The following is a 13,775-nucleotide window of genomic DNA, read 5'->3' on the forward strand; positions in this document are numbered from 1 at the left end:
AGAAGTTCCATGCAACGGCGTTCGCGTCAATTCGATCTGACATCAAGTTTCGGGATGCCGGGCGCTGAGGCCCGACATCCCGCATCGTCAGGTCCGACGTTCGATCAAGGCAGAATTGGTGGATGGTAGGTGAAAGTCGTCATCAAGATCGCAGCCAGGATCATGACGATCGGAAAGTGCACGAAGAATTGCACGGACGTGTAGCCGATCAGGTCTTTTGACTTCAGCCCGAGCACGCCCAGCAGCGGCAGCATCCAGAACGGGTTGATGAAGTTCGGCAGCGTCTCGGCGATGTTGTAGACCATGGTGGTCCAGCCCAGATGAGCCCCGACTTCGTTGGCCGCCTTCATGATGTAGGGCGCCTCGATCATCCATTTGCCGCCAGCCGACGGAATGAAGAAGCCAAGCGCGGCGGAATAGAGCCCGATCAAGAACGAGAACACTGTCGAGTTGACCGAGACGTTTGCAAACCAGTGAGCGACGGAATCGGACAGTGTCAGCCCGTTGGCATTCGGCACCTTGGTCAGCATGTGGGCGATGCCGGCATAAAACGGAAACTGCAACAGCAGGCCGGAGATGCTCGGCGTTCCCTTCGAAAAAGCCTCGAGTAGGCTGCGGGGCCGCCAGTGCAGGAGAATGCCAAGCACCAGGAACACGAAATTATAGGTGTTGAGGCCCGACAGGGTGATCAGCGGATTGCCGGATTGAAAGGTCTGCCAGAGCCAGCCCGACGCCAGTGCGACGATCAGGATGGTCAGAACGGGACTGAACTCGAGAAAGTCACCGGGCCGGGTCGGCTTCTTTGGCTCGATCCGGTCCTCATCGAGAGACACGCCGAGATCTTCTGCGGTTCTGGTCAGCGCTTCATTTGGCGCCGTCAGATAGCAGATTGCCGCTGACAACGCAGTCACGACGATAATCGTTACCAGGTTTTGCCATGTCAGGATCGTCTCGGAAAAACTGATGACACCAGTGATTGGCAACAGCGAGGCCGGAATGCTCGCCGCGTTGGCCTGGAGCTGGGCAACCGATGAGGTGATGCCGAGCGTGAAGCCGCAGCCAAGGCCAAGGTAGCCGGCCGCGCCGGCTGCGCGATAGTCGAGCTTGATGTCCTTGCGCCGCGCGATCTCGCGCACCAGAAGGCCCGAAAAAATCAGGCTCAGGCTCCAGTTCAGCAATGACGCGGCGATACTGAGCACGCCGACGAAGACCACGGCGCCGCGCGCGGTGGAGGGTACGTTGGCAAGTCGTCGCATCAGCGCAGCGACCGGCGGCGACATCGCAACCACGTAGCCTCCGACCGCAGCGAGTGCCAATTGCATCGTGAACGGAATGAGATTCCAGAAGCCGTCGCCGAAGGCGCGGCTGACCGCAAGCGGTGAGCCGCCATGCGCGATGGTGCCGAGTGCGATGACCACCACGGCGACCAGAACGAACACATAAGCATCGGGGAACCAGCGCTCGGCGAAGGCGACCATGTGCTGCGAGAATCTCGCAAGCACGTTGGCCTGTCTCGGCGTATCGTCCAGGAAGATGGCTTTATCCGTCGTGTCGGTCATTGCGGCCCCCATAGTCGCGTTGGTGTTGCGTTCGTTTCGTCACTTTGGATCACAGTGCAAGCGTGAGTTCCGAGAGCGGAACGGATTGGCAGGTCAGGCACTGATCGGGCGCGCCGCCGTCGCCGCCGTCGCCGAGCCGTGCGACATTGCCGTCGACGACGCGCATGAGGCAGCTCTCGCACTGGCCGACACGGCAACCGCTGGGCAGGGACAGACCGGCTGCCTGGGCCGCGTCGAGAAGCGTCCCGAGATCCGGCGTCCAGGTGAAGCTCCTGTCGCTGTCGGCGATGTGGACGATTTGCGGCTTCAGTGTGCGCGGCACGACCGGCGGTGAGGTGAAAGCTTCCGAGAAAATGTCGAAGCGCGGGACGCCCCGTTCAATCAGTCGGGCCGTCATCGATGCCGTGAAGTCCGGCGAACCGCAGAGATAGGCGAGGGGCCTTTGTGGCAGCAACGGATCAATCGCCGAGAGATCCAGTCGCCCCTCGTAGTCGTAGTCTCCCGGACGACGATCCTGTGCGCGCGGCGCCGAATAAGCCGTGACGAGATCGAGCTCCGGCAGCAGATCCTCGAGCTCGCGCAACCGGCCGGCAAATGCATGTTCGCCGCCGTTACGGCAACCATAGAGCAGCAGCACCCGGGCGACGCGTTCGGCGCGCTTTAGTTTCGCCAACGCTTCGAGATGACCGATAAACGGCGTGATGCCGATTCCGCCTGCAAGGAAGATCAGCGGCCGGCTTCCTTGCAGCGGCGGCGTGAAGATGCCCTTTGGTGCCTCGATCCGAACGCCATCGCCGACCGCCAGACGATGAACGCGATCGGAAAGGTGAACGGTATCGTCGGCGACTCCTGAAACGTCGGACCTGCGCCTCTTGACCGCGATCGACAGAAAATCGTCTCCGTCATGGCCGGTCAGTGAATAGGCGCGAGCGGCAACGGGGCCCGGCAGGTTCAGCATGATGTGCTGTCCCGGGAGGAAGGCGGGAAGCGCGCGGCCGTCGCTCGGCAGAAGCGTCAGCGCGACGACGTCGTCGGTCTCGCGATGAACGGCTGAAACAGTGAAGTCGCGCTTGCCGGTCCAGTGGCCGCGGCTCGCGGTCTCATCCTTGCGGATGTCGCAGCTCGTGGCGCGCAGCGGCACGGAGCCGCTCACGGGATCGCGGTTAGCATCGCTCAGGGCATCGTTCATGTTCGACGTTGGCGATCCCGCAGGCTGGATCGCGCCGCGTCCGAGCGGCGGACAATCCTCCCACCAGCCGAACTCGGCGACAGCGACGCGATCGTCGAGCGCCTCGTTCAGCCGCACGCGCAGCCGGGCCTCTCCCGAGCGGGTTTTGACGATCACCGAGTCACGATCCCTGAGGCCACGCGCGGCGGCGAGCGCCGGGCTGATCTCGATCGCCGGATCGGGCGTCTTCTTGCGCAGGGAAGCGACGTGACGATGCGAAGAGTGGACAAACCAGCCGCTCTTGGCCGTGGTGAGCACCAGTGGAAAGCGACTGTCGGCGTGGTCAGCGAGCGGACTTTCGGCGGGCTCGATGTGGGCCGGCAACGGCGCATAGCCATGCTCGAGCATCAATTCCGAATAGATCTCGACGCGGCGCGTCGCGGTAGCGAAGCCGGCAACCGCACCGTCCTGTTGCGCGAGCGCGTATTTCTCGTGACGAAGCAGTTGCGGGAAACGCATGCCCTCGGGATGCCGACGTAACTCGTCGACCGTCACGCCGAGCGGTGCGAGCTGATAATTCCAGCCGGCACGGATGTCGCCGCCGAAAAATTGAGCGGCCAGGCCCAGCCTTGCCGCAAGTTCGATGGCGATTTCATAGTCGGCCTTGCAATCGCCGAGCTGCGGCAACATCTGCGGACGGAACTGGATCGTCTCGACGGCTTCCTGCGTGATCTCGAAGCCGATCTTCAGGGCGTCCCGTTCCCAGGGCATGTTGGCCGGCAGCACGATGTCGGCATTCTCGGCCGTCGGATTCATGAACATGTCGACGTGGACGTGGAAGTCGAGCGCGCGCAGCGCCTCGCGGTTGCGCGAGGAGTGGCCCTGCGAGACGACGAGATTGGTCCCGAAGCTCATCAGCGCCCGCACCTGGTAGGGTTCGCCGGTCAGGACGGCGCGGCTGAAATCCCGTGCCGTGATCCATCCCCGGCTCGGCGGCCCGAGCGGCAATTCGTCGAGGCCGAGCGCCTTGGCCTGTTGCTCTCGCGGCAACAGGGAATAGTCGTTGACGGTGCGTGCCGGCGGCGGCGCAAGCCAGACATTGCCGCCGGGGCGGTCGCAAGCGCCGGTAAGTGCATAGAGCGTTGCAATCGCCCGCTCGATCATCGTCGCATTGGTGTGCTGGCCGACGCCGGTCCAGGAATGATAGGCGAGTTGCGGACTGTTCTCGAACATCTGGTAGAAGTCCGCGATCTTGCGCTCGTCGAGCCAGGTCAATTCGGCCACGCAAGCGGGCGTGTAAGGAGCAGCCTCGGCGGTCAGCAAACGGAAGGCTGTTGCGGCGGCGATCACGCGCCCATCCAGCGCACGGAGTGTTGCATCACCATCGAGCTTGCAGGAGATGGGGTCGAGCGCCGCAAGGCCTGGATCGAAGGCGTGTGCCGTTCCGGACTGATCCAGCACGACGAACCTGCTGTCTGATTGATGCGCCCAGAGTTCGCTCGCGCGGACGAAGCGGCCCGCGTCGGTGTCGACCAGCAGCGGCCCATTGGTCCAGCGCGTCACGAAGTCTGCGTCATATGAGTTCGTAGTGATGAGGTGCCGGATTGCGCCCATCGCCAATGCGCCGTCCGCGCCGGGACGGATACGCAACCAGATATCGGCCTGCTGGCCGGAGCCGTTCGGCTTGGGATCGACCACCGCGACCCGCGCGCCGCGTCGCCGAGCGTCGGCGATGCGTGTGGCCTGGGCGAGCCAGGTGCGGGCCGGATTATGTCCCCACAGCACGATGGCGTCGGCCCGGTCGTAGTCGGGAACGCCGATGCCGCGTCCGAAAGTCAGGGCATGGGCGTAGTCCTTGTGCCAACCGCAGACTTCGACCGCGTAGATCAAGTTGGGACTGCCGAAGCAGCGGATGAACCGCTCGACCCATTCGAAGCTGTCCACCATCGGCGTGCCACTCGGCGTGGTCACGGCAAAGGCCACCGCTTCGGCCCCGGATGTCTTCCGAATGTCGCGGAGCTTCTCGGCGATATCGTCCAGCGCCTCATCCCAGGAGATTTCGATCCAGCCGGGATCGGCCGCGTCCCGGGGTGCTGTTCGGCGAAGCGGTTTGGTCAGGCGACGCGGGCTGTGCACCATCTCGGGCGCGGCCCGGCCCTTCGCGCATAGCGCTCCGCCGGTCGGATGTCCGGGCAGGGTCTCGACAGCGACCAGCCGGCCATTCTCGACGACCATGGTCGACCCGCATCGGGATCGGCAGAGCGTGCAATAGCCGGGTACGCGCTGCGCCATATGAGGTGCCACACCGTCCGAAGGTTGAGTAGTAGTGCGTTACTGTAAAACGTTACTTATCCTCATCCGTGGCGTATTCTTCGTCAAGCCCATTTATTGTGCCGTGACCAAACCTGACTATTGTGCCGCGGACGAACCGGATGATTCCGGAGCCGACGAAGCGGGAGCGGGATGGATCAGAATCTAAGGGAGCAGGTGCTGCAGCAGGTGCGCGCGGAGATCATCTCCGGCCAGAGCATGCCGGGATCGATGTATTCCGTGCCCACGCTTGCCGCGAGCCTAGGCGTGTCGAGCACCCCCGTCAGGGAAGCGCTGCTCGAATTGGCACGCAGCGGGCTGATCGAGCCGATGCGCAATCGCGGCTTCAGGGTGGTCGAGCCGACCTTGGCCGAGCTGCGCAACCTGTTCGATCTCCGCGAGGTGCTGGAGCTTCATGCTGCGGCGATCGTGGCGCGTAAGCCAAAGAAGAATCTCAAGAAGCTCATTCCGTTTGCCGATGAGGTCGCGCGCGCGGTCAAGGCGGAAGACATCAGGCTCTATCTCGAGGCCGATCGAACCTTTCACCAATTGCTGACGGAAGCGGCCGACAATCCGCGCCTCACCGACATGGTGATGGGATTGCGCGATCAGATGCGGCTTTACGGCATCAAGTCGCGCGCGGGTCTTGCCCGCCAGAATGAATCCGCAGCCGAGCACTATCAAATCATCGAACTTGCGATGGCCGGCAAGGAAGAAGCGCTTACCGGTCTTCTCAGGCGTCACATCAGGTCGTGGGAGCCGATCTTTGTCGAGGCGCTGTCGCGGATGACAAGTCCGCGCGAGCCGATCGTCGCCATCCGCGACCGTGGCCGATAGCGACCGGCCAAAATCAAAGCAGATCCAAGGTTTCCCGGGATATCAGGTATCGCGATGAAGTGGCGCGGGGGCGGCCACTCAGCATCTTCTCCACGCGTTCACGAGAGTTGCGCGGTTGCGCGTGCGATACGCTGGCACGCTTCTTCGAGCTCGACAGCGGAAGTCGCGTAGGAAATCCTGAAATAGGGCGCGAGGCCGAACGCCGAACCAGGAACAACCGCGACGCCCGCCGCGTGCAGGAGATGCTCGGCGAAGTCCTTATCGCTCTTCAGCGTTCGCCCCTCGGGGGTGGTTTTGCCGATCAGGCCGGCGCAGCTCGCAAAGGTGTAGAAGGCGCCCTCGGGCACGCGGCAGGTGATGCCTTCGATCCCGTTCAATGCGCCGACGACGAGATCGCGCCGCTCTTGAAACGATCGGCAGCAATCGCGGACAAAATTCTGCGGGCCGTTCAGCGCCTCGATGGCTGCGGCCTGACTGACCGACGAAGGGCAGGAGGTCGACTGGCTCTGGACGACGGCCATGGCCCGGATCAGCGCGCTTGGTCCGCCGCCATAGCCGATGCGCCATCCGGTCATCGCGTAGGCCTTCGAAACGCCGTTGACGGTCAGCGTCCGGTTGCGCAGAGCCGGCTCGATCGCCGCCGGCGTGGCGAAGCGAAAGCCGTCATAGACGATATGCTCATAGATATCGTCCACCATCAGCCAGACGTGCGGATGCGCGAGGAGCACGTCGAGGATCGGTCGATAGTCGGCCTCCGAATAGGCCGCACCGGATGGATTGGACGGCGAGTTCAGCATGACCCATCGCGTGCGAGGCGTGATGGCGCGTTCAAGATCGTCGGGCGAAAGCCGGAAACCATTGGCTTCGGAACAAGGCACCAGCACCGGCGTGCCGCCGGCGATCGCAACGATGTCGGCGTAGGTCACCCAGAACGGCGTCGGGATGATGACCTCGTCGCCGGGGTTGATGGTGGCCATCATGGCGTTGAAGAGCACCTGCTTGGCGCCGGCCGACACGGTGATCTCGTCCTGCGCGAACTCGAGCCCATTATCGCGCTTGAACTTTGCACGAATGGCGGCCTTGAGTTCCGGCGCGCCGTCCAATGCGGTGTACTTGGTCGCGCCGGCGCGCATCGCGCGCTCGGCTGCATCCTTGATGGAGTCCGGTGTGTCGAAGTCGGGCTCGCCCGCGCCGAGGATGATGATGTCCCGGCCCTGACGCTTCATCTCCGCAGCGAGGCCGCTGATCTTCAGGATCTCCGACACGCCGATCGACGAAAGGCGGTGGGAGGGGCGGAATAACGCCGAGCTGTGAAGAGGCGCGTTCATGCATCTTCTCGTTACGCCACGTCGAACTTGACGCCCTGCGCGAGCGGCAATGTCCGGCCGAAATTGACCGTATTGGTTGCGCGGCGCATGTAGGCCTTCCAGGCATCCGAGCCCGACTCGCGTCCACCGCCGGTTTCCTTCTCGCCACCGAAGGCGCCGCCGATTTCGGCGCCGGATGGGCCGATATTGACGTTGGCGATGCCGCAATCCGATCCGCGCACCGACAGGAAAGCTTCGGCTTCGCGAAGGTCGTTGGTGAAGATCGAGGACGAGAGTCCCTGCGGGACGGCGTTGTGCAAATCGAGCACCGCATTGAAGTCGTGATATTTGATCACGTAGAGAATAGGCGCGAAGGTCTCGTGCACGACGGGGCCAGTCTGTTCTGCGATCTCGACCAGCGCCGGGCGGACATAGTATGCCTCATCAGCGCCGTCGGAGAGAACGCGCTCGCCGCCGAACACCTTGCCGCCCGCCGCGCGTGCCTCGCTCAGCGCCTTCTGCATCGAGGCGAAGGCTGCTGCGTCGATCAGCGGACCGACCAGGTTGCCGTCCTTGAGCGGGTCGCCGATGGTCACGGACTCATAGGCGCGCTTCAGTCTCGGCACGAACGTGTCATAGACGCTGTCGTGGACGAAGAGGCGTCGCAGCGTCGTGCAGCGCTGGCCGGCCGTGCCCATGGCGGCGAACGCCACCCCGCGCAGCGTCAGGTCGAGGTCGGCCGTCGGCGCGACGATTGCGGCGTTGTTGCCGCCGAGCTCCAGGATCGCGCGCGCAAAGCGTTTTGCGAGGCGCGGGCCGACGATACGCCCCATCGCAGTCGAGCCGGTCGCCGACACCAGGGGGACGTTGGCATGATCGACGAGGATTTCACCGATCTCGCGACCACCGAAGAGAACGGCGGACAGGGCGTCCGGCGCCTTGCCGCCTTCCGCTTTGAAGCGCTCCAGCGCGCGATCGAACAGCGCTTCCGTCGCAAGCGCCGTCAGCGGCGTCTTCTCGGACGGTTTCCAGACGATGCTGTTGCCGCAGATCAGCGCCAGCGCCGCGTTCCAGGACCATACCGCAACGGGGAAGTTGAACGCCGAGATGATCCCGGTGACGCCGAGCGGATGCCAGCTTTCCATCATCCGGTGCTCGCTGCGCTCGGTTGCGATGGTCAGGCCATAGAGCTGGCGCGACAGGCCCACCGCAAAGTCGCAGATATCGATCATTTCCTGGACTTCGCCGAGGCCCTCGGACGCAATCTTGCCGGCTTCGATCGACACGAGCCTGCCAAGCGCCTGCTTGTTGGCGCGCAACTCCTCGCCAAGCAGGCGGACGAGCTCGCCGCGCTTCGGCGCGGGCACCAGTCGCCATTCGAGGAAGGCCGCATGCGCCTTGTCGATTGCCGCCTGTGCATCGGCTGCACCAATCTCGTTGACATGGCCCGTGATCTCGCCGGTGATCGGCGATCGTGCAATCAGCTTGCCGCCGGTGTACCGGCTGCGCTTGACGCCGAGTGAGCTCAGGAGCGCGTCGGCCTCGCCCGCCAGGGAGTTGATGGTGCGTGTTGCTGCTTGGGTTGTGGTCGTCATGGCGGTTTTCTCTTGGACGGTTGAAAGGCGGTTCGATCAGGCCATGGCCCGGCGTGCGAGGTGCGGTGACCCGAGCTGGACCAGAGCTTGTTCCAGGGAATCCCTTTCCGTCTGCGCGTAAAGCTTCATTTCATCGTGAACCTTGGCGCCGAGGGCGGCTTCGAACGCAGCCCGGTTGGAACGCGCGGCGTAGTTCTGCTGCTGGTCGGTGCCGAGATTCGACTGGAAGATTCCTGCCGCGCTGACAGGGAGGAAATCCTCGTAGACGATCGGATCGTAGCGCAGAAAGCCCGCAGACACCAAATCATCGAGGCTAGATGGCGGAGCGTGCCGCTTGCATGCCTCAATGCCTGCGGGCGTCGCCGAATAGCGGAAGAAGGCGAGCCCCCGCGCGTGAAGCTCCGACCAATCGTCCGGAAACGCTTTGAATCGCTCGGCCAGTTCGGTGTCGTAGTCGCGCGCGGTCGCGCCTGCCTGCCGCACGGAGGCGAGCAATCGGTCGTAGAGCTCGCGGCCTTTGGGCGTGAGGGCAACGCCGCGCTGCTCGATCTCGCCGAAGCGGGCCGTATGTGTCCCGGCGACGTTCGTTGCATTTGTCTGCCTGAACAGGATCGGCTCTTCGAGCGCCTTGAAGCTGGTCTGGCGCAGCAGGATCGGGCAGTCGCGCCGCGGCGGCCCTTCGATGACCGCCTTCGGCGCAATGCCGCGTCGGGGCATCCCGGCCTGGACGGCATCGATGTCCAGCGTGCGCGGTGTCAGGTGGTTGATGTGAGGCCCTCTGAAGCTCACCACGTCGGCGATCAGCCGGTGGGCGTCATGTAGCCGCTTGTAGACCTCAAGGCTGACCGTCGCTTCGCTGTGCCAGCGAAAGGTATCGAGCGCTTCGCGTACGAACTCCTCCGCCTGCGCGGCGGTCAGGTGACCCTCCGTCTCGAAAATACTCACGAACTCGAGCGCGCGCGGGGTGAAGATGCGGCGCTCACCAAGGATGCGCTCCGCCTGGGCGCGAAGGGTCTCATCCTCGATCAGGTCGAGGCGCAGCAGCGAGGTGAAGACCCGGAACGGATTGCGCCGAAGCGCGGCATCGTCGATCGGCCGAAAGGCCGTGGCATGGACGGGCACGCCGGCCACCGACAGGTCGTAATAGCCGACCGGGTGCATGCCCATCACCGCAAAGACGCGACGCATGTCGAACAATTCGTCCGCGCGCCCCAGGCGAATGGCGCCGTGACGCTCGACGTTCAGCCGCTCGAGTTCATCGCTTCGCTCGAGGCTCGCACGAAGCTCCTCGTGCTGGCGCAACGTTTCGCGATTGGTGTCGTCGACGAGTTCCATCAGGGTGCCGTATTGCGGCACTTCGACCCGGTACATGTCCGACATGGCGCGGGAAAACAGAGTGCGGATCTCGTCCGCGTCCGCGCGCAGCGCTGGCATCAAAATCTCCACCGACGGCGGATCCGGCCGTCATCGTTGGCCTGATCCAAGGTATCATGCAATTTCATCATGAACCCGGCGATTAGACCTTGCCAGTTCGGCCAATTCAAACGATGTTTAATCAGAAGATCATTCTGAAACGGAATGAGTAGGGATGAATCCGCAAACACCTCGTCGCTTTCTTCCCTCCACCGCCGTCTTGTCGGCGTTCGAAGCCACGGCGCGGACCGGCAGCATGACGCTCGCCGCGCGCGAGCTTCGACTGACCCAAAGCGCCGTCAGCAGGCAGATCAAGATCCTGGAAGAGCAGCTCGAGGTCGAGCTCTTCATCCGTGAGCGTCAGACCGTTCGGCTGACCTCCGTTGGCGAGTCCTATGCCCGCGAAATCCGCGACGCGCTCCACAAGATCAGCTCCGCCTCCTTCAATCTCCATGCGAACCCGCGGGGAGGGACTCTCAATCTCGCGATTCTGCCGACCTTCGGCACCCGCTGGCTCGCGCCGCGCCTGCCCGGGTTTCTGGCTGCAAATCCCGGGATCACCATCAATCTTACGACCCGCTTGTCCTATTTCGATTTCAGGGCCGAGACCCTGGACGCGGCGATTCACTTCGGTCAACCGGAGTGGCCCGGGGCCGAGATGGCTCTCTTGCGATCCGAACAGATTGTCCCTGCGTGCAGCCCTGGGCTGAAGAAGCAATACGGCTTCCGGGCTGCGGGTGATCTCCGCAAGGCCCCGCTGCTGAGCATCTCAACGCGCTTTCACGCCTGGGATCGGTGGTTTTCCGCTCACGATGTGCCGGCCAGAACCGCTCAGGGCATGGTGTTCGATCAGTTCGCGACCGCAGCCCAAGCGGCGATCGCCGGCCTCGGCGTCGCGCTTCTGCCGACCTTCCTCATCCAGGACGAGCTCGCGAGCCGCAAGCTGGTCCGTGCCATCAACCTGCCGATGGAAAGTCCTGAACGCTATTACCTGGTTTGGCCGTCCGAACGGACGAAATACCCGCCGCTGGCGGCCTTCCGGGAGTGGCTGGTCTCGGAGACCGCGCCGGACCGTTAATCACGATGCGCTGGATCTTTCCCCGACGGAGCGCAATAATTTCCCCTCGTTTTGTTCAGAAACAGGCACTTTGGAGAGTTGTAAATGGCGCGTCCGGCGGATGCCAGGAAGGACCAGGATCTTCTCAACATCCTGATCGCAAATGCGCGGACGTCGATCTCCGATATCGCCAAGGCGCTGGGCGTATCGCGCGCGACCGCGCAGGGGCGAATGGCGAGACTGGAAAAGGAGGGAACGATCGCGGGCTACACGGCGGTTCTGGGCAAGCAGGATCATGTCACGGCGATCGCGGCGATCATCCTGATCGAGCTGGAGGTCAAGCAGCAAGGAAACGTCATCGCGGCCCTGCGAAAGAAGGCCGAAGTCGTTCACTGCTACACGCTGAGCGGTCCGTTCGATCTGTTCGTGAAGATCAATTGCGCGACGTCAACGCATCTCGACGAGATCATCGACTGGATCGCCGAGATGGAAGGTGTTCGCCGCACCACGTCATCGATTCTTCTCGCCAGAAAATTCGAAAGGTGAGCAGCGCGTAGGCAAAACACTGCCTCGCAGCTGTTGTCGCTGCTCCATTTCTTGGCAAAATTCCTCATTTCCCATCGAAATAGAACTTAGCCCGACGGATTGTAACTATATTGTTCCTATAGCCGGCGGTTTGGATATTTATGTCGCGCCTATGCTCCTGAATAAAAGTAACGACAAGGAGCATTTTGAAAATGAATGGTGCGTCCGCTCTCGTGAGCATGCTGTCCGGATACGGCGTCGAGGTCATTTTTGGCGTCCCCGGCGATACGAACGTTGCCTTCTACGAGGCTTTGAGAACGACGAGGGATGCGCCGCGTCATATCCTGTGCCGCGACGAGCGCTCTGCGGTGTTCATGGCCGACTGCTACGCGCGCCTGTCCGGAAAGCCCGGTGTGGCGGAGGTGCCGAGCGGCGCGGGCGCGCTTTACGGTCTGCCGGGCGTGGCCGAAGCGAACAAGTCTTCGGTGCCGCTGATCCTCCTCGTGAACGATATTCCCCAGCCCGGCGTCGGCCGCGGCACCCTGACCGAGTTGCCCGTCGAGGAGCTGTTCAAACCGGTCAGCAAGCGCGCAGAGACGCTAGGTCATGTCGGGAAATTGCCCGAACTCGTGCGCCGTGCCTTCCGCGAGGCGACCGGCGGCCGTCCGGGCGCTGTCGTTCTCGCACTGCCTGAGGACGTTCTCTATGAGGAGCTTCCGGACGGAGCCCTGTCCCTGCATATCGAGCCGCAGTGCCGACAGGCGCCGTCGTATCGAAGCAGGCCGCCGGATGGCGATCTCGACGCGGCCATCAAGGCCATTCTCGCCGCCGAGCGCCCGCTGATCGTTGCCGGCGGTGGCGCCAATCGGTCCGGCGCGGGGGCCTCCATCACGGCGTTTGGCGAACGGCTCGGCATTCCCGTCGTCACCACGATCACAGGGCAGGGCGTCATTCGCGACGACCACAAGCTCGGCATTGGCATCATCGGCGACAACGGCTTCCATCCGCATGCGGTGTGGGCACTTGGACGAGCCGACCTCGTCATCTATGCCGGCTGTCGCATGGGCTCGGTCGCCACCATGAATTGGCAGTGGCCGGTGCCGAATGGCGAGACGCGCATCGTCCAGATCGATCTCGAGCCGGAAGTCATCGGCAATACATACGCGATCGACCATCCGCTCGTGGGCGATGCGCGTGCCGTGATCGATGCCCTTCATGCAAAGATACCCGTGGATCATGCGTCCACTACGGCGGGATGGGTCGGCGACATCAACCACCGCCGTGCGGAGTTCTGGGACGTGATGGCGCCGCATCTCGAGAGCGACGCTATCCCCTTGCGTCCCGAGCGGGTCATCGAGACGCTCAACCGTTGCATGCCCGTGCCCTGCAACGTGGTGTCGGATGCCGGCACCCCGACCCCCTACGCGACGCGCTTCCTGCGTCTGCGCGATCCGCAATCCAAGCTCGTGATTCCCCGCTTCTACGGTGGGCTTGGCTATGCCATCCCGGCTGTCATCGGGGCCTATTTCGCAGCGCCGCATCTGAGGCCCGTCGGCTTGTTCGGCGATGGTTCGCTCGGCATGTCGGCGGGTGAACTGGAGACGCTGTCGCGGCTGCAGATCCCGGCGGTGCTGGTCCATTTCAACAACGCATGCTTTGGCTGGATCAAGGCGCTCCAGCGGGTCGTCGACCGCGACCACGCCCGCAAGGCCTCCGGACGCAGCGAACCAGCACCGGTCAACGACCCGACATTCAGCGTCGATTTCGGCAGTTACGACATGAGCAAGCTCGCCGCCGTCTACGGGATCCGAAGCTTTCGCGTCGAGACGCCGGCGCAACTGGAGACGGCCTTGCGTGAGGCTTTCGCGCTCAGCGAGCCGGTTTTCGTCGATGTCGCGGTCGAATCCATCGCCGATCGCCTGCCGCCGGTGTTCTCGTGGCTGAAGAAGGTCGGCGCCGACCCGGCAGCGATCGGCGTCCAGGCTGCTCTCTAGGAGATTCGAA

The 13,775-nt window shown here is 63.4% G+C and carries 9 protein-coding genes; 4 read left to right on the top strand and 5 right to left on the bottom strand.

Annotation, left to right across the window (positions count from 1 at the left end; all coding sequences use genetic code 11):
- Positions 1–104: 104 nt before the first annotated feature.
- Together XH79_RS34540 and XH79_RS34545 are read right to left on the bottom strand one after the other, a co-directional pair.
- Entirely contained in the window at positions 105–1,559 is a 1,455-nt protein-coding gene (locus XH79_RS34540) for a short-chain fatty acid transporter (RefSeq protein WP_271584571.1), read from the bottom strand.
- A 49-nt stretch (positions 1,560–1,608) separates the two neighbouring features.
- Positions 1,609–5,019, bottom strand: a complete 3,411-nt coding sequence (locus tag XH79_RS34545) for a molybdopterin-dependent oxidoreductase (RefSeq protein WP_271584572.1) — start codon at positions 5,017–5,019, stop codon at positions 1,609–1,611.
- A gap of 171 nt (positions 5,020–5,190) precedes the next feature.
- Between XH79_RS34545 and XH79_RS34550 the strand changes: the two genes are divergently transcribed.
- Positions 5,191–5,874: a GntR family transcriptional regulator gene (locus XH79_RS34550; protein ID WP_212341483.1), complete on the top strand. Its 684-nt coding sequence runs from the start codon at positions 5,191–5,193 to the stop codon at positions 5,872–5,874.
- 98 nt (positions 5,875–5,972) lie between these two features.
- On the opposite strand, the gene XH79_RS34555 is transcribed toward XH79_RS34550, so the two are convergent.
- The 3 genes from XH79_RS34555 to hglS are packed head-to-tail and all read right to left on the bottom strand — an operon-like array spanning position 5,973 to position 10,210.
- Positions 5,973–7,202, bottom strand: coding sequence for a pyridoxal phosphate-dependent aminotransferase (locus tag XH79_RS34555; RefSeq protein WP_271584573.1), 1,230 nt, complete (start codon positions 7,200–7,202; stop codon positions 5,973–5,975).
- Between the two features lie 11 nt (positions 7,203–7,213).
- Entirely contained in the window at positions 7,214–8,776 is a 1,563-nt protein-coding gene (amaB, locus tag XH79_RS34560; RefSeq protein ID WP_271584574.1) for an L-piperidine-6-carboxylate dehydrogenase, read from the bottom strand.
- 36 nt (positions 8,777–8,812) lie between these two features.
- Positions 8,813–10,210 carry a 2-oxoadipate dioxygenase/decarboxylase HglS gene (gene hglS, locus XH79_RS34565; protein WP_271584575.1) on the bottom strand — a complete coding sequence of 466 codons (1,398 nt, stop codon included), beginning with the start codon at positions 10,208–10,210 and terminating at the stop codon, positions 8,813–8,815.
- A gap of 154 nt (positions 10,211–10,364) precedes the next feature.
- Here hglS and XH79_RS34570 point away from each other — a divergent pair, with 154 nt between their 5' ends.
- From XH79_RS34570 to XH79_RS34580, 3 genes are all read left to right on the top strand, one after another.
- Positions 10,365–11,267 (top strand): LysR family transcriptional regulator, encoded by a 903-nt coding sequence (locus XH79_RS34570; protein ID WP_271584576.1) that lies wholly within the window; start codon positions 10,365–10,367, stop codon positions 11,265–11,267.
- Between the two features lie 84 nt (positions 11,268–11,351).
- Positions 11,352–11,792, top strand: coding sequence for an Lrp/AsnC family transcriptional regulator (locus tag XH79_RS34575; RefSeq protein ID WP_212341488.1), 441 nt, complete (start codon positions 11,352–11,354; stop codon positions 11,790–11,792).
- Positions 11,793–11,983: 191 nt separating this feature from the next.
- On the top strand, positions 11,984–13,765 hold the full coding sequence (locus tag XH79_RS34580) for a thiamine pyrophosphate-binding protein (protein ID WP_271584577.1): 1,782 nt from the start codon (positions 11,984–11,986) through the stop codon (positions 13,763–13,765).
- Positions 13,766–13,775 lie beyond the last annotated feature (10 nt).

Source organism: Bradyrhizobium sp. CCBAU 45389 (assembly GCF_028128625.1).
Lineage (GTDB): Bacteria > Pseudomonadota > Alphaproteobacteria > Rhizobiales > Xanthobacteraceae > Bradyrhizobium > Bradyrhizobium liaoningense_B.